Below are 24152 nucleotides of genomic sequence, written 5' to 3' on the forward strand. Positions count from 1 at the left end.
AAAAATGCTCACTCTATATAACAAGACAGGCATTACTACGCAGAAGCTCGCAAGAGTTTTATGCGCTGTTCAGTTGGGAAACAAGATTCCAACTGTTTCCCAATTGAGTGAGATGTGCTCTTCCTCTAGGGGGAATGTTCAGAAGGCCCTCTCTATTCTCAAGGATTCTGGTGCGATATCTCTTGAAGCGCACGGGAAGTATGGGACCAACTTGATTTCGGTCAACTACAGGGAGTTGGCAAGAATCTGCGGGATAAAGCAGCTTCTCGGTATGATGCCCCTTCCATATACAAAGCGGTATGAGGGTCTGGCAACCAGTCTGTATACGCTAATAAACGGCACGGAATTCAAGGGTTTCATTTCTTTCTCGCGTGGATCAGAGTCTAGGGTAAACAGCATGATGTCCGGCTACTGCAACTACTGCGTAATGAGTCGCATGGCCTTTAATGACTATGTGGAAATGGGGATTCCGCTGGCAAAAGTTATCGATTGCGGCGCGGAGACATACGTAGGAAAACACGTCCTTATTACGCGAAATGACTGGACGAAAAACTGGGATGGAATGAGAGTTGGGGTCGACGAATCTTCTGCTGACCAGAGGAACCTGACGATGGCATACTTCAAAGGGGTGGATGCCGAGCTTGTTCCCCTTCAGTACACGCAAATCATTGGCATGCTGAGAAATAACGAAATAGACGCTGGCATCTGGAATGTAGACGATTTGGACACCGTTACCGATCATTTGGCTACGCACGATCTTGGGCCAGCCATGGAGCATCTGGGTGACACGAATGCGGTAATAGCGGTGAAAGCGGACGATGCCCTTTCGGCACACTTGTTACAAGGGATTTTGGACGTCAATGTCCTTCGTGACATCCAACAGGAGGTGATGACCGGAAGGATGATGGCCCGGTATTAGGAGCTTTGCATGGATCAAGAATTGGAGAGGCGAATAGATACTTTATTTGACTTAGGGGTTATTGATTCGGAGGTGAGGGATGCTACCAAGGAGGCCGTCGAGCAACTGGGGCAATTTGGATTCCCAATCACAGAAGATGCATTAGGGATGCTCGCCACTCATCTGGCGATGTGCTTTGAGAGGGCGGAATGTAATGACATTGTGCCAACTATTGGAACCCAAATTAGGGACGAGATTTCAACGAACTCGCATTTCGAGGAAGCAGCACATATTACAAAACGTGTAATGGACGCTTCAAACTATGTGGTGCCAGATGCCGAGCGTTGGCTTGTAGCCGCCCATGTAGAAGCCCTAATTGAGAGGTTCGGAAGTAGAGCGGGGGATACAAGATGATTAAGTTTGCAGTCGGTGGCCAGATGAACAAGAAGGAAATCAAGCAGTATCTTGAGCAGAACGGGGGAGGGGACGTCGAATGCGCCATTTTTACTGATGCTGACGCAGCGCTGAAAGTAAAGTCAGGAGAGTACGACTATTACGTTGGCGCTTGTCAGAGTGGGGCAGGTGGTGCGCTTGCCATGGCGTATGGCATTCTCGGTAGGCCAAAATGTGCAACCTTGGGAATGGCTGGTATAGCCCCCAAACCCGATAAGGTCCATGATGCATTTCAGCGTGGATGCGTAGCGTTTGGCTTTACAAATGACCAAGTCGAAGCTGCTTGTTCGCTAGTTTTGAAAGAGGCGCTCCATAGGTAGTTTTTTGTCTGGTCACTTAAATACTAAATACAATATATTGAACTGTCGCGAGAAAAGAGTGATGATGGCAATTGAAATCAACTGGCTGAAATTCATCATCTTTGCAATTATGGGCGGATACGCGACGTTTCTGGCAAACAGATGCATTGCTGTATACCACGATGGATTGCGGCCAATCATGCCTGAGTTTATGTGTGGAGACATGAGTCGCAAAGAGATTGCGGGAATCACATTTGCAATCAGTATAGGATTCATAACGGGGTTCGCACTGCCCATAACATTGGCGACGGGAATTATCGTAGTTCATATTGTCCTTCTGGCAGCAGACATCTTCGGCATGTCAATTGAAAACACGCCGCTGTCTGTTGCTGTAGGAGCACTCTGGGGTGGGCTGTCGACCATCCTTCTTGACGGTATAACCGCATTCTTTGAGATGCTTCCAGTTAACTTCCTCGATGCCCTCTCGTCCGTCGGTGATCCCATTGTGTATGCCTTTGTTGCCTTTCCTGCAATTGCCGTTGCATACCAATTCGGCAAGAAGAAAGGAATGCTTGTCTTTATACTCTCATGGCTCTCGAGGGTTGCCATCGAAAAGATCAACCCAGTAGTAATTGCGGGCGAGGAAGTCTCTCTTTCTGCAGAGGGCATTTCAATGCTTGTGGGCATGATTGCGCTCATCATTATCGCCGCAAGCGACAAGTCGCGCGGCGAGGACGTTGCGAGCAGCCTTTTCCTCGACAACGCTAATCGAATCAAGAAGAACGCAAAGTACATTGTCCCAATGGGTGCCATTATTTGCGTAGCCGCAAACTTCCAGTGGATCGCTGGCGAGCCAATCGCCGCGGCTGTTCTTGCTAGCGGTGATGTGACTTCCGCGGCAATCGTTGCTTTCGTTCAGGCGGCGGCCTTCCTTCCACTTGTTATTACCACCTCCCTTGTGTCTGGAGTCTACGCCACGAATGGTTGGTGTGACTGGATCGAGGGCTTGGGGTATCTCTCGCCCAACCCTGTGGTGGCTGGGGCAATCGGTGCAGGTGCAATGGGCTTCGAGGTATTTAGCGTCGACAAGGTCGGGTCTTTCCTTAACAGGTTCCCTGCTCTAAAGATGTCAGGAGACAACATTAGGACTGCAATGACCGATATCCTCGACATCGCCCTTCTCGTTGGCGGTGTAAACGCTGGAAGCACAATCTGGGGAGGGACCGGTTTGTTTATGGTTGTTGGCCTCTACATTCTGAATGAGGTCGCCGGTAGGCCAGTTATCAAAATGGCGGCTGCCCCGCTTGCGGCAATTGTCGTTGGCCTTTTGGCAAACCTTGCAGCTGTTATTGGGGTTTTCCCAGGCATGTAGTTCGATTTTTGACGACTAGGTGACTTCAAGGAGAGACGAAGTGTTTCTCAATAGCTTGCTCGAAGAAAATGCCGCCCTTGCAGATGTTGCTCTGCATTTAATCGGCGAAGGCGCAATTCTTCCCGATACCTACGTGCTCGATCTAGACATGATTCGTGAGAACGCTAGCAAAATTGCTGCCGAAGCCAATACGTATGGGTTGAAGTCGTACTTCATGCTCAAACAGCTGGGAAGGAACCCCCTTGTTGCGAATTCCCTGGCGGACATGGGCTTCTGCGGTGCGGTGTGTGTCGATTATCGAGAAGCCCTAGTGATGGCTCGGGCTAACGTTCCCATTGGACACGTTGGACATCTTGTGCAACTGCCTCGCAACGCCATTGAAAGTGTGTTGAGTGCACATCCAGATGTCGTGACGGTCTATTCAGTAGAGAAGGCTGCGGAGCTTAGCGATGCCGCTGAGTCTTTGGGGATAAGACAGAAGGTCTTGCTTAGGGTGAGGGCGGAGTCAGACACTACCTACCCGGGGCAATCGGCCGGATTCCTCCTTGCTGACTTGGAGAAGACCGTAACCCAGCTTAAGCGAATGCCTGGAATCAGGATAGCTGGTGCATGCTCTTTTCCCTGCTTCCTGTACGACAGGTCCGTTGGTGACTTCGTAAAGCAGCCGAATGCCGATACGGTTGTTGCCGCAGCGCACATGCTTAGGGACAGGGGCTATGACGAATTGCAGCTCAATATGCCTTCCGGTAACTGTGTCCATGAGCTTGGGATGGTTGCAAAAGCAGGGGGAACGCATGTTGAACCTGGTCACGGACTATCCGGGACAACTCCATATCATGCTGATCACTATGGTGCGGAGAAGCCTGCATATGTTTACGTCACGGAGGTTAGCCATAATGCGGACAACAAATCGTATTGCTATGGAGGCGGGTATTACCGCCGTGGTCACTTGGTGCATGCAGCTGTCGGGAACAGCCTAGAATCTGCACAATTATGCAACGTGTCGCCTCTCTCAGACGAGTGCATTGATTATCACCTGGAGCTTGAAGGCAGTTTTTCTGTAAGTACGAGTGTCCTCATGTGTTTTCGGACGCAGATGTTTGTGACCAGAAGCTCTATAGCCGTTGTAGAGGGCATCCAGCACGGGAAGCCGGAACTACTAGGAATCTGGTCTCCGCTAGGCGACAGAATTGCTTGATACAAAGGTGCTCATGTCCAGCACGGGAGATGCTCATGGGAAACTTCGTCGTTATCGTTCTCGATGGCTTTGGCATTGGCCAAATGCCAGATGTCCCTGATGTTCGTCCTCTGGACGTAGGGGCAAATACATGTAAGCGCATCTTCGAAGTTGTTCCGGACTTGGTGCTGCCAAATCTGCAAAGGCTGGGCCTTGCTAATGCGCTTGGCATGGAATTCAACAGACTCAGATTCAGCGAAAACGCAACGTACGGACGATGTGCGCTTATGCATTACGGGGCAGATACTTTCTATGGGCATCAGGAAATTATGGGTACCAAGCCATGCAGGCCAACGGCGGAAATGATCCAACCTTACTTGGAATCCATTACTCGTGAACTTTCAAACAATGGCTTTTCGACACGTCCTTACTACGTTGACGACGGGAGAAGTCTGCTAGTCGTAAACGATGCAGTGACAGTGGCAGATAACGTAGAGTGCGATCCGGGACAGGCGTGGAACGTAACGGGTGCACTGGATGACATCAGCTTTGAGGACGAGCTGAAAATCGGAAAAATAGTCCGACGCCTATCGACAGTTGCAAGAGTAATTGTATTTGGTGGACATGGGGTTCATCTCAATAACCTGCTGAACGCAGTAGAGGTTCATGGGGATTATGTTGGCGTAAATGCACCGAAGTCCGGCGTATATCTCCATGACTACCATTGCATCCACATGGGCTATGGGATTAACGAAATGAGACAAGTCCCGTTTATTTTGGGTAGCCACAACATTGGCGTACATCTGCTCGGAAAGGTTGCCGATGTATGTGCAAATAGTTTTGGCGAAAGCGAATCCATCGTTGATACTGAAACCGTGTTGTCTCGTACGAACGAGGTTCTCCTCAACTCAAGCGATTCATTTATCTGCGCAAACGTTCAAGAGACCGATTTGTGCGGCCATAGACAAGATGCCCAGGCATATGCTGATATCCTTCGGATAGCTGATGGAGGGATTGGCAGAATAATCAGCAACATAAGGCATGGGGACATATTGATTGTTATGGCCGACCATGGAAACGATCCTACGATTGGTCATTCTCGCCATACACGAGAATACGTCCCACTGCTTATTGAGCATTCTGGAAACTATCTAGGGGACATAGGTATCCGTCAGACCGAATCGGATGTTGCCGCTACGGTTGCAGAATATTTCGGAGTGCCCTCTCCCGAGAACGGCTCGAGTTTCTTGAAGTTGTTGTACAGGTAGAGAAGCGGCAGATAGTTTGAGACAGGCGGATCCTCGTCCTTCCGAATCCCTGCCCTTCGTTACCCTTCACCCTATCCTATGCGGTCTCCGCTATGCCGCTGAAGTACCACGTTGACGGGATCGCGTAGCCCAGTGTTAGCGGCGGGAAAGTTTAGCCACATCCAGTCGGACGATAATCGCCAATCCCGGTCAGCCGATTTTGGCCAATGCGCCGGCAGCCGGTTGCCTAACTTATGCTTTTGCTACATCACTTGGGCTGCATCCCCCTGACCTTCGTCGCCTGCGGAACCGCCTCGACCGAGTAGGTGTCGAGCCCGCGGCCGCGGTAGCTCGGGCCGCGCATCATGAAGACGGAGGCCTTGTCGAACACCCTGTCGAGCGCGCAGAGCAGGGCCTCGTCCCCCGTGAAGAACTCGTCCCAGGAGCTTGGCGCCACGTTGCTCGTGAGGATCATGGTGTTGGGGCCCTCCTTTTCGTAGCGGCGGTCGATCACGTCGAAGAAGAGGTCGGTGCATGCCCTGTCGAAAACGCATCTCCCAACCTCGTCCACGATCAGGCAGGACGGCTTTACCAGCGTCGCCACCGTGCGCTGGGCGCTCCCGCGCTCCGCCGCCCTCTGGAACCTGTCCCTGAGCTCGTTGGCCTTCACGTAGTAGGTCTTGAGACCCCGCATGCAGCACTCGCGCCCGTACGCCTGTGCGAGGTGCGTCTTGCCTATGCCGCCCGGGCCTATGAACGCGACGTTGCGGCGCGCGTAGAGGTCGGCGAGCGCGGGCAGCTTCGCCAGCGCCCCCGCGTCGCGGCCCTGTATCCTCGAGAAGTCGAATCCGTCGAAGGTCTTGGGCTCCCTCCTCGGCAGCCTGGAGAGCCTCAGCAGCGTCTCTATCGACGCACGTCTCCTCTTCTCCGCAAGGTAGTCGAACGTGACGGCAAGCGCGCCGAGCTCCGCGTCCCCCATGTCGTGGTCGGACGCCAGCGTGGCGACCTCGGCTGCCGTGAGCTGGAGCCCAAGCTTCGCTGCGGCCTCGCTGGCGAGCGCGTAGGGGCTCCTCTCCCTCTCTTCCATCAGGCCCGCCTCCCGAAGTCGAACTTGGCGAAGGCGGGCTTGCCTGTCGAGAGCTCCACCTGGGCGATAGGCGTGGTGACCGGCTGGCTTGGCAGCTCCTCCGGCTGGGCGTCGGCCCACTGGCCCTCGCACCAGGAGTCCCGCCGGTCCCAGGTGACGGCGTGGGCGACGAGCTCGCGGGAGAGGTCGTCGCTGTATATGTGCAGGTACCTGCCCTCGCGGCTCACTCGGCAGTCGCGCCGCTCGTACCACCACGGCACGCCGAACCTGCGGCCCTCGTAGCTGACGAAGCCGTCGAAGGTTATCCTCCTGCGGGGGCAGAGCCAGAGCGCGACCTCCTCGGTCACCACGAGCTCGCGGGCGGCGGCGCGGCAGGCAGCCTCGTGCTCCTCCGCCGGCACGCAGGCGACGGCGCGCCGCCACCTTCCGGCCTGCTCCGCGCACCACAGGGCCGCGTCCTCGTTGAGGGCGGTGATGTCGGCGAGGTCCCTGCCCGCGAGGAAGTTGTCCTTCACGAACCTGATCAGCCGCTCGACCTTGCCCTTGGTGAGGGGGTGACGCGGCTTGCAGAGCCTGGTGCGGAAGCCGACGCACCCCATGAACTCCGCGTAGTCGCGCTGCCAGACGGGCCTGCCGTCGAGGTCGCGGCGCACGACGACGGACTTCATGTTGTCCGTGAGGACCTCGTCGGGGACCCCCATGGTCATGAAGGCGTGGACCATCCCTATGAGCAGGTTCTCCTGGCGCGCGTTGGGGAAGAACTCGACGTACGAGCTGCCGCAGTGGTGGCAGACCATCGCGAAGCACGCGATCCTGCTCTCGGCGACGCCCGGGCCGACGACCGTGACGAAGCCCCAGTCCATCTGGTACGCCTCGCCCGGCCCGGTCCTGAAGCGCTGCCCGCGGCTCCCCTGCGGCGCGACCGTCCTTCTCCTTGCGGGGACCAGGTCCATGTGGGCGGCGACGTAAGCCTTCACGCTCGTGAGACCGCCATGATATCCCTGGCCGACCAGCCTCTCGTAGATCGCCTGCGAGTTGGTGACGCCCTTCCCGAGCAGATCGTCCACAAGGCCGGTGTGCCCGGTGAGCACGGTGGTCTCGGCCTTCCGGCCGCTGTTGCCGTGCGGAAGCACCCTGAAGCCGTGGGCCTTGATGGTCCTGGCCGTCGACCTCGTCAGCCCGGTCCTGCGACAGAAGTCGGCCAGGTTGCACGTCTGCGGCTCGAAGCCTTCGCCCTCCTCGGCCGCCATCTCCTCCAGTGCCTTGTCTATAATCTCCTGTAGGTCATCGCGTCTCTCGTTCACCTCGATAGTCCTCCTAACGCCGGCGCTGTGTTTGATAGCGTCTTATTTGCGGGTTTGAGCGTTGGAAAGTTTCGGGTCTGAGCACGAAAAAAATGCTGGTTCGTGCATGGGCACGCCGACCATCCCGCGATTGGCCCAACATGTCGTTGCTTCGGTCTGCGACGTGAGGAGGGCCAGAGGGGAAATGATCGGCGTGGACAAGATAGGGGACATGCGCAGGAGGGCGCGGCGTGGCGAGCCGATTGCGGCGATCGCGAGGGCGGTCGGCGTGTCGGAGCCCACTGCGAGGAAGTACGCCAGGATGGACGACCTGTCGCCCGAGCCCCCGAGGAGGAGGAAGCCCGAGAGCGAGGTGCTCGCCCCCTGCGAGGGGATAACAGGTCTTGGCCCGGTGACCGTCTGCGTCACTTCTTAGTGAACATCAACACAGGGAGTACGGCCTCACCCGCTCGATGTCCAGGAAGGGCAGGTGCGCGGACAACGCTGCGATGGAGGGGTTCTTCGGGAGGCTGGAGAACGAGCTCTTCCACGGCAGGGGCTGGTCGGGGGTCTCGGCGGAGGAGCTCGCGCGGAGGCTGGACCGGTGGATGAGGTGGTACCGCTCGGGCAGGCAGTGTGGCCGGTCGGCTATTGGCAAAGTGTGAAACAAATTCATCATTTTTTACTAAGCGGACTGTGTGAACTGTATTCTCTCGTGTGTACCCATTTCAATTTCTTGTCTTTAGGCGGTATGCATGAAGGGGCTCTTGCATCGTCTGATTGAATTCGCTCCTCGGGCTACGGCTTCCGAGCGTATCCTCATTGATTGGTTTCAGACCCACGATCGCTCGTGTGTAAGGATGTCGGCCCGCAGTATTGCGGCAGCTTCTGGCGTTTCCTCCTCGACTTTGGTTCGCCTTGTTAGAAAGCTTGGCTTTGAGGGTCTCAGGGACTTCCAGCTTGCCCTCATGGCCGATATTGCCTCCTCAGACACCTCTTCCGAGATTCGTTCAAATGGGGTTTCTTCCGGTGATTCCACGCAGGACATTATTGACAAGGTTACCAACACGAATGCAACCTCCCTCTCGTTGACTCGCGCCATGCTCGACCCCCAAACCATTGATGCCGTTGTAGGATGCATGGGCTCGGCTAAACGCATTGCATTATTTGGTGCCGGCGCCTCTCTGTTGGTAGCCCAAGATTTGCAGTTGAAACTCCTTCGCATTGATCTTCCTTGCATTCTGTGTGAAGACTTTCATTCTCAGGTCGTGTATGCCCGCAATCTTACCGAGCGAGATTTGGCCATCTTCGTCAGCTATTCGGGGTCAACTTCTGAGATTGTTTCATGTGCGAGGTTTGCCCGTGAACATCAATGTAAGATTGTTGCAATTACTTGTGGCTCCTTCGATTCGCCACTCTCCAAGCTCTCTGACTACGTTCTTGGCGTTGCCGCATCGGAACTTCTTGTGAGAGCCGGCGCCATGTCTTCGAGAATCGCGCAGCTTGATATAGCTGACATTCTCTTCGCCACGTATGTCAGCCGTAACTATGAAGCCTGCATGAGACATCTTTCAACTACCCTCATTCGTAAGCCTGGCACTGCCGGATTGGTCAAGAGCTCGTCACGCAGAAAGGCGGATTCTCATGGTTGATCTCTCATCTCTCGCAACCGAGGCAAGAAACCCTAGGACGATGAACTTGGATCAGATGACTCCTCAAGAGATTGTGGACGTTATGAACTCCGAGGATGCGAATGTAGTTGCCGCGGTTCACTCTCAGAGGCAAAGTATTTCCTTGGCAGTTTCATGGGCTGCTGAGGCCCTTCGTGCCGGTGGTCGGATTCTTTACGTTGGGGCTGGGACCTCGGGACGCTTGGGTGTTCTCGATGCGGTTGAGTGCCCTCCCACCTTTGGCGTCTCTCCAAATGTCATTATGGCCCTTATCGCTGGTGGTAACGGTGCCTTCGTTAAGGCAAAAGAGGGTTCGGAGGACAGCATCGAGCTTGGTGCGGAGGACCTCCGCAACCTCTCGCTATGCAGCGAGGACTTTGTCATTGGCCTTGCGGCGAGCGGACGCACGCCCTACGTGATCGGCGCTCTTCGCTACGCACGCGAGGTTGGTGCACGCACAGCCGCCATTGCCTGCAATGCTAATTCGGCCATTGGCGGCGAGGCGGAACTTGCCATCGAGCCGGTGACGGGCCCGGAGGTGCTCACGGGCTCAACCCGGCTCAAGGCTGGTACGGCCGAGAAGATGATACTCAACATGATTTCTACTGGTGCTATGGCGCTTAATGGCAAGGTTTACGAAAACCTCATGGTAGATGTGAAGCAATCCAACGAGAAGCTTGTCCAGCGAGCCCAGAACATCACGATGGCAGCCACGGGATGCAACCGTGAGCAGGCTGTAAGAGCGCTGGAGGATTCGCATGGATCCGCAAAAGTGGCCATCGTGATGCTGCTTGCGGGGGTCGATGCCGCCGAGGCACGTGCGAGACTCCAGGAGGCAAACGGTTACGTGCGCGCAGCCGTGGGATAGCACCGCTGCTCCACCGCTGACCTTTTTTGCTAGACCATTCGCGCAATCTGTGCATGTCCACGCAATTTGGAAAGAGGTGGTTTCTTATACTTCAAAAAGCTAACATGCTAACATTCAAACTTTACGTAAGAGAGGAGAGGTATCCATGGTTATTGAAAACTATTCTCAGAAATTTGAGTCCCAGACTATCGACCTCTGGAATCGGTGCTGCACCTTTGATCCGATTGACGTTTGGAAGTTTCGTCGACAGGCTCTATTCGATGATAACTTCGATCCGTCGTTGGCTTGGATAGCCCGAGAGGGAGACAAGCTCCTCGCCTTTGCGTATGGGACAAAGAGGAGATTCCCGTATCTTGAGCGCGGTCTGGAGCCAGAGCGCGGTTGGATCAATGTGATCTTCGTTGATCCAGCGGAGCGTGGACAGGGCATCGGGGGCAGTCTCCTAGAGCGGATTGAGGGACAACTCTCCGAGATGGGGGCAAAGAACGTCACGCTCGGTGCATACTCGCCCAGCTACTTCTTTGCGGGGATTGATTCGGATAACTACCCAGAGGCAGTGTCATTCTTCGAGGCACATGGCTACAAGGGTGGAGACAAGCACTACTCCATGGGTAAGAACCTGCATGGCTTTAGGGTCCCAGAGTGCACAAGAGAGAAGCGGGCACAACTTGAGAAGATCGGGTATCGCTTTGTGCCCTTCAACTACTCTTACGCTCTGGAGACCCTTGATTTTCTCCACCGCGAGCTGGGCGCCGGTTGGAAGCGTAATGCGCTTATCAGCATGAGGGAGGGAACGGCAGAGGACAGGATGCTTCTTGTGCTCGATCCTACCGAGTCTATCTGTGGGTGGTGTATGCGAGGGATTGACGGCAATGAGATGCGCTTCGGTCCCGTCGGCATCGCCGAGAAGGAGCGCAATCGGGGTCTCGGATCGGTCCTGCTCGACCTCTATTGCTTCGAGATGGCTCGACGCGGCATCTACCGCATGTACTTCATTACTACCGATGAGGCTGGAAGGCGCTATTACGCCCGTCACGGACTCGAGGTCATTCGTAGCTTTACCGACTACAGGAAGGACTTGTAATGACGTGCAAAAGGGTCATTTCGATTGGGGCTCACAGTCTGGACCCAGAGTTGCTCGGGGGGCCGCTCCTTATTAAGTACTCCAAGGCAGGTGCAAAGGTCACATGCGCTAATACCGTCATGGGCCGCTTGGAGGGCAACCATTCGCAGGAAGAAAAGGACGCATACCTCGAACAGGTGAAGGAAGAGGCGAGGCTGGCTGCCGCCGACCTAGGTGGAGATACCAAATGGCTTGGTTACGAGGGCTCGAATATGCCCTCGACGGAGCAGTTCGCCGCAAGGCTCAAGACATGGTTTGAGGAAGAGGGCGCTGATCTGGTCATCACGCACTGGCGCGGCTCCATGCATCCCCGTCACATTGCTACTCACGATGCCGTGACCGAGGCGGTGAAGGCGATGAGACGTGAGGGATCGAGCATTCGGCTTATCTACGGCATGACGTTCGAGGACCTGGTTGGATATACGCCGCAGGCCTACTTCGTGCTCTCGGACGACGAGGTGGACCAGTGGATGAAGGCCCTAAACGAGTATGCGATTTTCCGTGGGGAGGTGAATGACTTCCCCTATAACCGCTACTATCCGACGAACCTCAAGGTAAGGCAGGTTGAGTCTGGTTCGGCTGGTCCCACCGTCTGTTATATGTACGCGAGCCTCATTGAGAATCAGCTCTGGTAGGCAAAGGCGCGCGATCTACGCAGGCAGGAAGGATAAAGACTATGGGAAAGACGTATGTACGTGTGGATGATCGTCTTATCCACGGCCAAACGATTGTTGCGTGGGCGCCGACGCTTGGATTGGAGGAGATTATCGGCGTCGATGACGTGAGTGCTTCGAATCCAACCCTTCGCAGCATTCTCACCATGGGAGTGCCAAAGCAGTATGAGGCGCACATTGTTACGACGGAAGAGGCGATTGAGCTTCTTAAGAACGATGACGGCAAGACCCGCCTTGTCATCGTCAAAGTCCCACATAAGCTGACGGAGCTCAAGGATGCAATACGCGGATGCGAGCACGTCTATCTGGGGAACATGGCCAAGCGCCAGGACACCAACCATCAGGTGACGGGGGCGACTGGGATTTTCTATCTGAGCGATCAGGATATAAGCGAGCTCTCTGGTCTGGCATCAGAAGGATTCGATATCACGTTCCAGCAAGTCCCCTCTTCATCCTCGACAACATGGGAGGACTTTACCAAAACGGTGTGAGGCACGTTCACGATGGAGAGCGTTTCCTGGGGCATTGAGGTACATGGAGGTGGTAGTGACATGTCCGTTCTACAGATGTTTCTAATCGCATTGTTCATTTACCTTGGTTCTATCGGCTCGATTGTGGGTAACACGATTGGCTGGTACACGCTTGGCAGACCTCTTGTGGCATCTTTCGTTGTGGGGCTCATATTCGGTGACGTCCAAGACGCAATGATCGTCGGCATCCCTCTGCAGGTGATGTATCTCGGCAACGTGACGCCCGGAGGTGCCGTTGCGTGGGACCTCTCGTACGCGACCTATATCGGTACTACAGGGGCCCTTCTATTTGGCCAGGGCATGGATGCCACAGCCCTTATCGGCGTGGCTACCGTGTTCGCGGGTATTGGAGGACTTGTTGGCCAGCTTGTGTGGAACGTCACGTATGCGCTGAACATTCCACTCAACCGCGTTGCCGCAAAATATGCTGAGGCTGGAGACACCAAGCGCATGTACGTGCCTAACGTCGTGCTTGGACAGACCATTGGCTTCATCGGTAGGTTTGTACCCGCGATGCTCATCCTTGGCGGTATGACGGCTGCCAGCACGCAGGCTGACTTCGCGAGTTTCATCCCGCCCTACATAACGACGTGCCTCACGATCTTCGGTGGCATGATGGCTGCCCTCGGAATGGGCATCCTGCTCTCGTTCCTCCTGAAGAAGAAGTGGTACGTTGTCATCTTCCTTGCCGGCTTCATCCTGGTCACCTACTTCAAGCTCTCGATGATGGGATGCGCGGTTGTCGCCACGATTCTCGCGGTCACCTACTACGAGGTTTCCGCGAAGCCGGCCCAGTCTGAGAAGGAGGCCTAGCCATGAGCGAGGAGATTCAGGCGTCCGAGGAAGCCGCTGGATACCTCAAGATCCACCCCGAGACGCTCAAGCGCGCATTTTGGAACTGGTTCTTCTGGAATGGCTGCTCGCAGCAGGCAGAGTCCATGCAGGGCATGGCATTCGCTCAGTCGATGGCACCCATCATCGACGACCTGTACGAATCCAAGGAGGACAAGGCCGCCGCGCTCAAGCGCCATGTGTCGCTCTTCAACACTGAGCCTCAGGTCGGGTCCATCTGCAACGGCATCGTGAGCGGCCTTGAGGAGGCCAACGCCAACGGAGCCTGCACGCCCGAGGTGATCGAGTCCGTCAAGGTCGCCCTTATCGGCCCCACCTCGGCGATTGGTGACTCCCTCTGGGTGGGTACGATCATCCCCATCCTTCTCACCATCTGCATGACCATCTCTCAGTCTGGGGTCAGCTGGCTTGGGCCCATCGTGTACATGGTCGTCTACCCCGTTGGCACGGCTATAGTCAGTTGGAAGCTCTTCCAGCTTGGCTACAAGGGTGGCCTTGAGGGAATGCAGTCGCTGATGGCTTCGGGCAAGCTCGACCGCCTGACGAATGCGATGGTTCTCATGGGCCTCATCGTGGTGGGTGCGCTCACGGCCTCCTACGTGACCTGCACCATCCCCTTCGGCATTGTGGGCGATGTCTTTGACGCCACGACCGGCACCACAACGCAGGCGGTCATCTTCGACACCAACACGATGCTCGACGGCTTCTTCCCCAAGCTGCTGCCGCTCCTGCTCACACTTTGGATCTATCACCTCTATACGCACAAGAAGTGGTCGCCGCTTGCGATCATGGGCCTCATTCTCGTCCTGGCAATCGTCCTTACCGCAATCCAGTATCTGACCGGCTATGCAAACGTCCAGGCCGTTGCGGCAGCAGCGGCTGCGGCTGCGGCATAGTGTGTCAGAGTTCGTAGCAGTTTGCATTATCTTGTAGTAGTTTGCCCCCAGAGGGCCCGGACGCTTCGCCCGGGCCCTTTTGGAGAGGAGGATTGCCGTGGACGAGGGACTCGTAAGCTGGCTCATCCTAGTTCCCGTTGCCGTTGCCGTTGCCACCTTGCTTCTCGTCCTGGCAAAGCTGAGGGCAAGGGCGCTTGGAGAACTCAGAAATGTCCTGTATGCGCGCAAAGACCTCGCGCTCTACCTGCGGCTGCTGGACAACCCGCACCTCAGGATTCTGTTCTCTCGACAGTCCCTGCAGGCGCTGCGAGTCGAGGGGATGAAGTACGCAGAGGGACATTCCTTTCCCCGCAGGGACGGTGCTGGTAGGCACAAGTTCCAATCATAGACATTTTTGATTTCTTTGGTCGATGTGCTTGCCATCCGCTTTTTCAAGTGGGAATCATTGAAGTTACAGAGACCTTGAATCACATTGCAACGGGAGGAATCTTGATGATGTCCGACGGGAGTGTGGGTGATGCCTATCTCGCGAAATACCTCCGCATCGAGTCTGACATCCTGTCGGACATTCGCTCCGGGAAGCTGAAGCCTGGCGACAAGCTGCCTGGTCAGTCCGAGATGAGGCGCAAGTACGGGGTCTCTGCCATCACTGTAAGGAAGGCCTTCGCGGATCTCATCAGCGATGGCTGCCTTGTAGGCGTGAGAGGTTCGGGTACGTATGTCGCCAAGCAGCCTATGGTCCGCGGGCTCACGTCCATATCATTTTCTCAGGAGCTTCGCGACCAGGGGTATGAGCTTGGACTTGTCGTCGATTCCATCACAAGTGTTGAGAATGCTGCCATTTCGAAGCGCCTGGGGGTTGACGACGCGGCGATGCTGACGCGCGTGGCGCGCACTCGTCTGGCAGATGGTGAGCCAGTGGCATATCAGGTTTCTTACATGCCGGCTGCGCTGCTATCCGCTAAGCAGGCAGAGGGAATCAGAGAGGATGAATCTTTTTACAAGACGCTCGCTCGTTGCCGCATCTATCCTCGGCTTGTTAATGAGAACTACTCGGTTCGCTGCGTTGATGATCAAAATGCCTGCGCGGCTCTCGGTGTGGAACCAGGATATCCGAGCTTCTTCGTTCGTAGGACGACATATGACGAGAACAACTCAGTAATCGAGTACGCGGAATCCTACTTCAACAAGGACTGGTATTCAGTCACAGTGAACATTCGAGCGTAGTGGGTGCGTCTGAGGACAATAACGCTTGCCGTGCATGTTTCTTGTTGCTCACATCCGCTCCCTAGCCCGCCTGCGATTGTGTTCTTTTGTAAAGTTTGTCTAACAGCCTAGATTACGGATGATGCTGCTGCGCCTACGTTGAGATGCGTTAGCTCGCGTCGGCCATTATGGCGAATCCTCAGAGCAAGTGCAACGACTGGCGGTGGTAGACCTCCCAGGGCACTTCCACTTGAGACGCTTGCGTGGTCTCCGGCTGAGTGAATCGTATGCCTCCTGCACCTCGCTGTCGCTGACATCGTCGAGACTCTCGCCCTTCGGGAACCAGTCCCTGAGAAGGCCATTGGTGTTCTCGTTGGTGCCCCGCTCCCATGGATGGTGGGGATGGCAGGAGTAGACCGGCGCTCCCAGCGCCTCCTGGAGGCCCTCTGCATCCGAGAGCTCCTTGCCCCTGTCGAGAGTGACGGTATGGACGGCCTCTCCCTCGAGCGCCCTCTCTGTGACCTCGTTGACCTCGGCATGGGCCTTCCTGGCGGCCTTGCCGCCGACAAGGCATCCGCTCATCCTGTCGACCTGGGTGACGAGGCATGCGCCGCCCCGCCTGCCAGCGACCGTATTGCCTTCCCAGTCGCCTGTCCGGCTCCTGGACGATGTCTCTTCCGGCCTCTCGGAGATGCCATGGGTCATGCGCACCTTGCCCCCGCGCTCCTGGCCTCCCTTCCCGTGCCTGCGCTTTCCATGGTGCCTGAGCGGCCTTGCGGCCTTCCTGTGCCCCGGAAGCCCGCAGTCTGGGGATCCCGACCCCACGGCACGGTAGATGGCGGAATCGCTCGCGGCGAGGTCGGGCCGCTCCTCCGAGATGCGGCCCGATGTCTCCTCCGGGGGCCAGCGCCCGTCCCGCATGGGCCTCACGATCGGCGAGCGCCTCTCGGGTTCGTCCACGGCTGCGTTTGATAGCCTCGAACTTGCGGGTTTAAGCGCGGAAGAGTTTCGGATCTGAGCATGAAAAATGTTTCAGATCTGGGCATGCGGCCAGGCCGACCACCATCGGCCCCTACGCTCCCGGGTGTCTCTGTCGTCCTCCTTTAGGACTCCGTTTATTCAGATTCCACATGCCTCCCGAATTCGAGTACGTAGCTATTATTCTGTTATGCGGCAGTAAGTAGGGCGACATGGGCAAGAAGGTAAAAACGAGCAGTTTGGTGGCGCTCGACTTTGCCTGAAGCAGAAAGGCCGTGGAGTGGATGCCTGAAGTATCAGGAGACGAAGGTTGCTTACGATGGACAAGTTCAAGAGAAGGCCGAGCATTATCGTCGGGGGGCATGCAGACTCTCGAGCTGAGTCAGACGCACCTCACGTTTGCAACCTACATAATGCCCGTGTGGTGAGTCACATGACGTCGGTTGCAGACGGCAGGTTTATGCGCTGACGGTTGAGGTGTACGACAGAGGGAAAACGTTCGCGTAAGAGGGGGTGGCACATTGGGTAGCTTTTCACCGAAGGCATCGGCCGAGGCCAATGGAATAAAGATTGAGAATACCTTCAATATTGATGGGGACATCGCCAAAGAATGGCTTTCGAACAAGCTTGGCCCCAAAGAAGCTCTTCCGATGAACTTTATCGCCAGAACGAGAAGGTCTCTAAACGCTACCAAGTACGAGACCGATATCGCAGGGGCTAGAAGAGTCCGTACACAATCCATTTGTGACTCGTTTTTACAATACAAGCAAACTATGCCGTCACTGAGCGACAACCAGGCATTCTTCCTTGCAAGCGGTTACATGCTAACGCCTCCCGAAGCTGACAACGTAACAAAAGTGCTCTCTGATGCCGCGGAATCTGTGGCGCCAGACGTTGATCCTGATGTTCTGGATGATCAGTTCAAGGACGAGTTCATCAAAGGGTCTGCCTGTGCATACGATGAAGAGGTCAAAGCTCTTTGGGTTAAGCTCTTAAGCAGCGAGCTGACTAAGCCGGGATCCTTCTCAAAACGAACCCTTGCTGTACTTCAGGATATGTCAAGGGAGGATGCAGATGCCCTCCAAGCGCTGTGCTCATGTTCAGTGTTTATGGATAGGAGAAATCCTACTCCTGTTCTTACTGAACTCGATGAGGGCGGCTGGACATACAATCATGGGAGCATAAGCGTCGACCAGTTAAACCTCATGACCTCCTTGGGTCTAGTTGACACGAGCATGCACATTAACTACGGTGTGCCTGCAAAGTCGGGGCTGAATGTGTTTACGGAAAACCTCGCGTTTCTCCTTACGAACGATTCCGACGAGATGAAACAAGTAAACTTTGGAAGTGCTATCTATACACCCGTTGGAAGGCAGTTGGCGCAACTGTGTTCGCTAGGTATTGCGCCTAAGCTGCCTGATCTTGTAGCGGAAGTGGGCAAAAAGTTCGAAATGTCTTGTGAGCTGATGCCTTTTCATTTCTCATAGCCCATATGGCACTTCCCCGCATTAACGGAAGCGCACCGTTATCGTCGAAAGTGAGTATTAGCCCGTACTGGCACTGCGGTTGTCGCGCCTCGGCACCAGCCGGCCGATAGCAGGTTATTGCCTTTCGGCACCGTCCATATTGCGCTTCGGCACCGCCTGCTGAAACCAGGCGGCGGGCCCCTCTTGCGGCTGATGGCTCCCTCCCGCCATGTCCCAACGAGGCGAAGGAGGAACGCATGGCAAGGAAGGCCAGGGCCAGGCCGATGCTGCGGCAGCTGGCCGCAGGGACATCCCGCAACGCGATAGCGAGATCGCTCGGGGTGTCGAAGCACAGCATCCAGGCTGTCGCCGAGGCGGCAGAGAGGGAGAAGGTCTCCTGGCGGGATGCGGAAGGCATGGAAGGGGGCGGACTCTATTCGAGGCTCTTCCCGGAGAAGGCCGATGCAGCCGAATGCGTCTACCCCGATCCTGACTGGGATGCGATCCACAGGGAGCTCAGGAGGACCGGCGTGACGCTCAGGCTGCTGCACGGCGAGTTTGCAGACGCCCTGAAGGCCGAAGGCAGGCCATGGATGTCCTATGACCGGTTCTGCAAGCGATATGCGGAATATGCCGAGCGGCGCAATGTCGTGAGCAGGGTCGGCCTCAAGGCGGGAAGGACGCTCGAGGTCGACTGGGCGGGGCCCACGATGCAGCTCGTGGACCCCATGTCAGGCGAGGTGTCGAAGGTGTACCTCTTCGTGGCCGCCCTGCCATTCAGCAGATACTCCCATGTCGAGCCGACGCTGGACATGAAGCAGGATGCATGGCTGCGCTGCCATGTGCATGCCTTCGCCTTCTTCGGGGGATGCACGCCAATCATCGTCCCCGACAACCTGCTCACGGGCGTGAAGAAGCATCCGAAGGAGGGCGAGGTCGTCCTCGACGAGGCATACCGCGAGCTTGCGGCGCACTATGGGGCAGCCGTCCTCCCTGCCCGCGTGAGGCATCCGCGCTCGAGATCCGGAGGGGATCCGAGAGGCTCTCGACGCACGCGCTCGTGCCTCCATGCGCGAGGGACCGCTATTCCACGCATGGGGAGGGCATGCCGGACGGGAAGGCCTGGCAGGAATGGGGTGCGGACGGGATCCGCAGATGGGCGGACCGCATCGGCCCCGGCTGCCGGGCAGTGGCGGAGCGCGTATTCCAGTCCCATGCATTCGAGGAGCAGGCATTCAATGCATGCCTCGCAGCTTGCTGCGGAAGGTGGAGTACACCGATGACACGGAGAAGATTCATCCCATTGCGCTTCATGCTGATGGTAGTCAGCTGCACCTCGCTTTTGAGCACGTCGGGACATGCAAGAACACGTACTGGACTTTCCGGCGAGAGTGGAGCTACCTCATGAGTATCGTGCCGTTCGACATACGGCGCTCGGTGCTAAGCGATCCCGTTACCGAGTGGAACATCATGGTGAGCAGAATGATTAACGGCCAGCTCGCCCCAGTCTGCGTCTACTACGACCTGCGTCTTGCCAACGACGCCATGAAGGATATGGGCATTATGCCATCGCCGAAGATGAGCGCCGGCAACCGGGAGCTGCTCTCATGCCTCCTCGAGAAGTATGACCTGACGGCTAACCTGAGATCCAGCCAGCTGGAGGGCTCCGTGTAGCGCCTTGGTTGCCAGAACCTCACCAGATATGGTAAGGTTCTGCCATGACACACTACCAGAAGCTCTTCGACATCGCGGCCGACAACTACGGCATCGTCACGTCCGCCCAGGCCAAGCGGGAGGGCATCTCCGACAAGGAGATGTCCGCCATTGCCTCGCGCGGCCGCATACGCCGCCTGGGGCGGGGCGTCTACAAGATCGTGGACTACATCCCCGTGGAGAACGACCCCTACGCCGAGGCCGTTGCGCTCGTCGGGCTGGGGTCCTACCTGCTAGGAGAGTCCGTGCTCGCGATGCTGCGCCTCGCGCCCACCAACCCCACGCGGATATGGGTGGCCACGTCCAGGCGCGTGAGGAAGGCCCTGCCGTCCCACATCCGGGTCGAGCCTGCACCCGCGGGCGTGGAGCCCACTGAGTACGACGGCATCCCCTCCGAGCCCGTGGCCGACGCGATCCGCACCTGCAAGGGCCGCCTCATGCCAGAACGCCTGCGCGACGCCGCCGCCGAGGCCCGCCGCCAGGGCTACGTCACGGAGGAAGAGGAGAGGGCGCTGCTGGCTTTTGTCGAACGGAGGTAGTTTGAGGGAATTCAATGCCGTGAGGGCCATCTATTATGGGAGGAACGGCTGGGCAGCCGGAGCGTTCAGAGATCGCATCAGGGAGGTATTGCCGGCGCTTGCCGCTGGCCCCATAGGCTCAATCAATGACGCCATCGAGGCTCACCAGTCCAAACTCACGTTGGAGGACATCCCCGAGCTGTTCGATACGGAGGAGCTGCCGGCCCTACTCGAGCAGGCCTCGAAAGCCTTCGGCAACGCGTGCCGTTACGCCAACACGTTCCTGCCCGAGAAAGGCATCATCCAGCTCTACGACGAGCTCGAGCAGCAGTACGCCAAGCAGTTCTGGGAGCTCCTCGGAACGTGTGGTGCGGAGAAGAATATCAATGGTGATGAGCTCAAGACATTGCTCGCCGAGCACCCCCATTGCCTCGGCCCCGTCCTCGAGATGCCTGCGTTCGTCAAACGCTTCGACCAGGACATCAGCAAGTCGATGATGGAGGTGCCCCGTGCCTCCGCTGAGCTGATCATAAGCGCCCTCGCGACGGACTCGCGAGGGCAACAACCCATCCATCTGCCCCCGTCCCTTGCGAGTGACGATGTCGACTCAATCATGCTCGCGTATCTCGACAGCGAGCATCCTAACCCCAACTACGTGGAGGTTCTGACGCGCTGGCCCGACCGCCTCACGGACGCCTACCATCCCTCTCCGGAAGTCCGCGCGGGGGCGAAGCGGGTGTATGGCGAGGGCACCCGCGAGCTGTTCGCCGATGGCGGCGGGATACGCTTCTCGACAGGTGTCACCATCGACATGAACCAGCGGGCATGCCGAGGAGTGATAATTGACGGGCTCGACATTACCTACTCGTTCGGCGGCCAATGGCTCGAGGAGTACATGGACTCCGCGACCGTGATGAACAACTGCCGCTGGGTCTTCGACTTCATTGATGACAAGGGGCTCATGCAGATGCCGGCACACGCGCATGAGGAGAGCGGCTTCGTAGCGACTCTGGGGCCTCATGTATGCGGAGAGTATCGAGACAATATGGCCGCCCGCCAGAGGCAGTCTTTCGGTCTCATGGAGACACAAGCCTACGCTGACTTCCTCGAGAGGCGCGGCAGGAGCCTGGAGGAGACGCTCGAGTGGGTCTACGGCACCTACTTCCCTGAAGAATACGGTATCGACGGGTTCGGAATATCCCTCCCCAGCAGGGGCGGGACCTGGCTCGACAGGTGCAAGGGCATAGGCCCCGAGATCGAGCGCGCCATGAAGGAGTACCAGCTCTACGCGCGGCGTGGCTCAATAGAAGAGGAATACTTCCCCTACGAGCAGTTCAAGTCGTTCGGCGATGCCCAGGCGCTCGTCGAGGGCAAGTATGCAGTAGCGGGCGTCAAGTTCCTGACATGGGCGGGCCCCCTCTTCTCCGACCAGTCCCTGCTCGCCTATGTGGAGAGAAAGGAGAGCGACGCGCACTCCTTCTATGACCTCATGCTCTCAGAGGACGTCACGAAGGCCGACTACCAAGAGCCCTTTCGCAGGAGCATCGAACAGCTCATTGAGAAGGGGCTCATAAAAGAGGATTCCGTCACGGGCAAGTTGACGCCGACTCAGCGGGCCGCATGTCTCCACATCGTCTGGGATTCCGGCGCAATCGTGGCCAGGCGCTACGGCGGCAGGGCGAAGGAGGATATCGAGAGCCTGGTCTCTCAAGGGCTGTTGAAGTATCACGACGGTCTCTTCACTCCGGACGAGGCGTCATACCTCAATTATATGCTCAATGACTCCGAGCAGACCAATGCCATCGGCCTGCGCAACAAGTACAGCCATGCGGACAGCGTCAAAAAAGACCCGGATGCGAACAGTATTCGCTCCGACTACCACATGATGCTCGCACTCCTCATATCAATCACGCTGAAGATCAACGACGAGCTGGTGTATGCGAAGGGCAGGCCGGGAGGGATAGAGTTCGTGGACTGGCCCTTCTACGACGAGAGCGTCTACAAGACGGCTTCGCAGCTAGTAAAGAAGGACCTTCCTGTGCCTCAGGGCCAGGATGACGATAGTTCCCAACTGGTTGAATAACCTATTATAATGCATTGCTTGCATGCATGGGGATAAGGAAGGGAGGCCGCCCATGAACCTCGGCATGGAGACCGAGACGGTGGAGCACAAGAAGTCCACCAGCGAGATGCGCGAGGGCATGGAGTCCATCGCCTCCATCCTCAACAAGCACGGGCACGGCACGCTCTACTTCGGCGTGCGTCCCTCGGATGGCGAGGTCATCGGACAGGACGTCTCCGAGAAGACCCTGCGCGACGTGAGCCAGGCCATCTCCAACCGCATCGAGCCCAGGGTCTACGCCCAGATAGAGCGCCTCGCCACCGAAGACGGCAAAGCCTACATACGAGTGGAGTTCTCGGGCTTCGAGACGCCCTACTCCTGCGACGGGCGCTACCGCATCCGCAGCGCCGACGAGGACCTGCCCATGAGCCGCGCGAAGCTCCAGGAGATGATGCGCGACGCGGAGAACCGCTCCAACCCCTGGGACAGCCGAAGCTCGGGCAGGACCGTCGACGACGTCGACGAGGACGAGCTCCGCAGGTACTTCGAGCGCGGGGTAGAGGCCAGGCGCATCACCTTCGAGTACAAGGACAGGCGCAGCGCGCTCTCGCGCCTGGGGCTGCTCTGCCCCGACGGCACCCTCACCAACGCGGCGTGGGTCTGCTTCGCCGACCGCCCCCAGGTCGGCCTGCGCATGGGCGTGCTCGGTAACAGCACGCGCACCGACATCCGCGACAACCAGCAGGTCTCGGGCTCGCTCTTCCACCTCGTGGACGCGGCGGAGACCTACATCCTCAACAACACCCGCCGTGCCTTCGTGATCGACGGCAACGTGTCCATGCGCCGCCAGGAGGTCCCCGAGATTCCCATGAGCGCCGTGCGCGAGGCGCTCAGGAACGCCTTCTGCCACCGTCTCTACGAGGACCTGGGCGCCGTCCAGGTGGACATCTTCTGGGACAAGGTCGACATCTACAGCCCGGGCCGGTTCCCTCTGGGCAGCAGTCCCGAGGACTACCTCTCGGACAGGGAGGACGCCTCCAGGCCGCGCAACCCGCTCATCGCGGCGACGCTCTACCGCTCCCGCGACATCGAGGCCTACGGCACGGGCCTGCAGCGCATCAAGGAGGCCTGCGAGGCGCGGGGCGTGCCCTTCGAGGTGACCCAGCGCAGCGGCAGCGTGCACGTGGTCTTCATGCGCCAAGAGGGCATCGCGGCGCGGAAGGACACGGCCGAATCCGCCGACAACCCGCCGACAACGGCAAAACCAGCCGACAAACCGCCGACAACCCGCCGACAAGGCAAAGGCCCCGCCGACAACCAGCCGAGCCCGGGCGAAAGCCACGCGGTGACGCTTGGAGACTTGGCGGACAAGACGGGGGCTGACCTGTCCGGAGAAACATGGGAGTCGCTGGGTTCGAACGACAGGCGCGTCGCTGAGTACATGGCCAAGCATGGCACTACGACGGTAATGGCCGTGTCGGAGGCGCTGGAGATACCCGAACGAACGGTGCGCGACGTGATGTCGCGCCTCGTGAAGAAAGGTCTGGCAGAGGCTCGGGGTGCCAACAAGAACCGCACCTACACGCTGAAGGGCGGCGAGTAACGGTCAAGAGGAGAAGACAATCACGCCCCACCGCCCCAGAGTTTTGCTTAATATGTGTTTAGTCAAGCCTGACTTTCGACTTGGGGGTGGTACCGGAAATCCGTACCAAACGATGAGGCTTGGAGGATTGCGTGTACACCCTTGAACAGAGGACCAGGGCGGTCGAGCTCTACATCA

Annotated in this window: 24 protein-coding genes and 1 pseudogene; 22 read left to right on the plus strand and 3 right to left on the minus strand. The window is 57.3% G+C overall.

What is annotated here, in order from left to right:
* Positions 1-4 precede the first annotated feature (4 nt).
* From yhfZ to BT122_RS07315, 6 genes are all read left to right on the plus strand, one after another.
* A complete protein-coding gene (yhfZ, locus tag BT122_RS07290) occupies positions 5-919 on the plus strand; it encodes a GntR family transcriptional regulator YhfZ (RefSeq protein ID WP_072355305.1) in 915 nt (304 codons plus the stop codon).
* Positions 920-928: 9 nt separating this feature from the next.
* The gene (locus BT122_RS07295; protein WP_072355306.1) at positions 929-1312 is read left to right on the plus strand and encodes a PRD domain-containing protein; all 384 of its coding nucleotides are present in this window, start codon (positions 929-931) and stop codon (positions 1310-1312) included.
* A complete protein-coding gene (locus tag BT122_RS07300) occupies positions 1309-1671 on the plus strand; it encodes a DUF2620 domain-containing protein (protein ID WP_072355307.1) in 363 nt (120 codons plus the stop codon). The genes BT122_RS07295 and BT122_RS07300 overlap by 4 nt, the downstream gene beginning before the upstream one ends.
* 61 nt (positions 1672-1732) lie before the next feature.
* Positions 1733-3022, plus strand: a complete 1290-nt coding sequence (locus BT122_RS07305) for a YhfT family protein (RefSeq protein WP_218161968.1) — start codon at positions 1733-1735, stop codon at positions 3020-3022.
* Between the two features lie 40 nt (positions 3023-3062).
* Positions 3063-4220 carry an alanine racemase gene (locus BT122_RS07310; RefSeq protein WP_072355308.1) on the plus strand — a complete coding sequence of 386 codons (1158 nt, stop codon included), beginning with the start codon at positions 3063-3065 and terminating at the stop codon, positions 4218-4220.
* A gap of 35 nt (positions 4221-4255) precedes the next feature.
* Positions 4256-5467 (plus strand): phosphopentomutase, encoded by a 1212-nt coding sequence (locus tag BT122_RS07315; RefSeq protein WP_072355309.1) that lies wholly within the window; start codon positions 4256-4258, stop codon positions 5465-5467.
* A gap of 247 nt (positions 5468-5714) precedes the next feature.
* On the opposite strand, the gene BT122_RS07320 is transcribed toward BT122_RS07315, so the two are convergent.
* Positions 5715-6533, minus strand: coding sequence for an ATP-binding protein (locus BT122_RS07320; RefSeq protein WP_072355310.1), 819 nt, complete (start codon positions 6531-6533; stop codon positions 5715-5717).
* Complete coding sequence (istA, locus tag BT122_RS07325; RefSeq protein ID WP_286130339.1) at positions 6533-7837, minus strand: IS21 family transposase; 1305 nt, start codon at positions 7835-7837, stop codon at positions 6533-6535. Before istA ends, BT122_RS07320 begins: the two co-directional genes overlap by 1 nt.
* A 184-nt stretch (positions 7838-8021) precedes the next feature.
* Here istA and BT122_RS07330 point away from each other — a divergent pair, with 184 nt between their 5' ends.
* The 10 genes from BT122_RS07330 (at position 8022) to BT122_RS07380 (ending at position 15656) form a co-directional block, all read left to right on the plus strand.
* Positions 8022-8252 (plus strand): hypothetical protein, encoded by a 231-nt coding sequence (locus BT122_RS07330; RefSeq protein ID WP_072355311.1) that lies wholly within the window; start codon positions 8022-8024, stop codon positions 8250-8252.
* Positions 8253-8571: 319 nt separating this feature from the next.
* The gene (locus tag BT122_RS07340; RefSeq protein ID WP_072355313.1) at positions 8572-9468 is read left to right on the plus strand and encodes a MurR/RpiR family transcriptional regulator; all 897 of its coding nucleotides are present in this window, start codon (positions 8572-8574) and stop codon (positions 9466-9468) included.
* On the plus strand, positions 9461-10354 hold the full coding sequence (gene murQ, locus BT122_RS07345) for an N-acetylmuramic acid 6-phosphate etherase (RefSeq protein WP_072355314.1): 894 nt from the start codon (positions 9461-9463) through the stop codon (positions 10352-10354). Before BT122_RS07340 ends, murQ begins: the two co-directional genes overlap by 8 nt.
* Before the next feature lie 145 nt (positions 10355-10499).
* A complete protein-coding gene (locus BT122_RS07350) occupies positions 10500-11438 on the plus strand; it encodes a GNAT family N-acetyltransferase (protein WP_072355315.1) in 939 nt (312 codons plus the stop codon).
* A complete protein-coding gene (locus BT122_RS07355) occupies positions 11438-12112 on the plus strand; it encodes a PIG-L deacetylase family protein (protein WP_072355316.1) in 675 nt (224 codons plus the stop codon). The genes BT122_RS07350 and BT122_RS07355 overlap by 1 nt, the downstream gene beginning before the upstream one ends.
* Positions 12113-12153: 41 nt before the next feature.
* A complete protein-coding gene (locus tag BT122_RS07360) occupies positions 12154-12642 on the plus strand; it encodes a PTS sugar transporter subunit IIB (protein ID WP_072355317.1) in 489 nt (162 codons plus the stop codon).
* 60 nt (positions 12643-12702) lie between these two features.
* Positions 12703-13494, plus strand: a complete 792-nt coding sequence (locus BT122_RS07365) for a PTS mannose/fructose/sorbose/N-acetylgalactosamine transporter subunit IIC (protein WP_072355318.1) — start codon at positions 12703-12705, stop codon at positions 13492-13494.
* A 2-nt stretch (positions 13495-13496) separates the two neighbouring features.
* Positions 13497-14429, plus strand: coding sequence for a PTS system mannose/fructose/sorbose family transporter subunit IID (locus tag BT122_RS07370; protein ID WP_072355319.1), 933 nt, complete (start codon positions 13497-13499; stop codon positions 14427-14429).
* A gap of 97 nt (positions 14430-14526) precedes the next feature.
* Positions 14527-14817, plus strand: coding sequence for a hypothetical protein (locus BT122_RS07375; RefSeq protein ID WP_072355320.1), 291 nt, complete (start codon positions 14527-14529; stop codon positions 14815-14817).
* A gap of 104 nt (positions 14818-14921) precedes the next feature.
* Entirely contained in the window at positions 14922-15656 is a 735-nt protein-coding gene (locus tag BT122_RS07380) for a GntR family transcriptional regulator (protein ID WP_072355321.1), read from the plus strand.
* Between the two features lie 178 nt (positions 15657-15834).
* On the opposite strand, the pseudogene BT122_RS07385 reads toward BT122_RS07380, so the two are convergent.
* A pseudogene (locus BT122_RS07385) lies at positions 15835-16595 on the minus strand (IS30 family transposase); the annotation flags it as partial.
* A 539-nt stretch (positions 16596-17134) separates the two neighbouring features.
* Here BT122_RS07385 and BT122_RS07390 point away from each other — a divergent pair.
* From BT122_RS07390 to BT122_RS07415, 6 genes are all read left to right on the plus strand, one after another.
* Complete coding sequence (locus BT122_RS07390) at positions 17135-18100, plus strand: DUF2806 domain-containing protein (protein WP_072355323.1); 966 nt, start codon at positions 17135-17137, stop codon at positions 18098-18100.
* A 236-nt stretch (positions 18101-18336) separates the two neighbouring features.
* Complete coding sequence (locus BT122_RS07395) at positions 18337-19362, plus strand: DDE-type integrase/transposase/recombinase (RefSeq protein ID WP_072355324.1); 1026 nt, start codon at positions 18337-18339, stop codon at positions 19360-19362.
* Positions 19363-19483: 121 nt separating this feature from the next.
* Complete coding sequence (locus tag BT122_RS10995; RefSeq protein WP_177242211.1) at positions 19484-19753, plus strand: hypothetical protein; 270 nt, start codon at positions 19484-19486, stop codon at positions 19751-19753.
* Positions 19754-19797: 44 nt separating this feature from the next.
* The gene (locus BT122_RS07405; protein WP_072355326.1) at positions 19798-20331 is read left to right on the plus strand and encodes a type IV toxin-antitoxin system AbiEi family antitoxin domain-containing protein; all 534 of its coding nucleotides are present in this window, start codon (positions 19798-19800) and stop codon (positions 20329-20331) included.
* A gap of 1 nt (position 20332) precedes the next feature.
* Positions 20333-22393: a hypothetical protein gene (locus BT122_RS07410; RefSeq protein ID WP_072355327.1), complete on the plus strand. Its 2061-nt coding sequence runs from the start codon at positions 20333-20335 to the stop codon at positions 22391-22393.
* Positions 22394-22445: 52 nt separating this feature from the next.
* Entirely contained in the window at positions 22446-23975 is a 1530-nt protein-coding gene (locus BT122_RS07415; RefSeq protein WP_072355328.1) for an ATP-binding protein, read from the plus strand.
* The last annotated feature ends 177 nt before the right edge of the window (positions 23976-24152 follow it).

Origin of the sequence: Olsenella sp. kh2p3, assembly GCA_900119625.1 — a bacterium.
In the GTDB taxonomy this organism is placed as follows: domain Bacteria; phylum Actinomycetota; class Coriobacteriia; order Coriobacteriales; family Atopobiaceae; genus Tractidigestivibacter.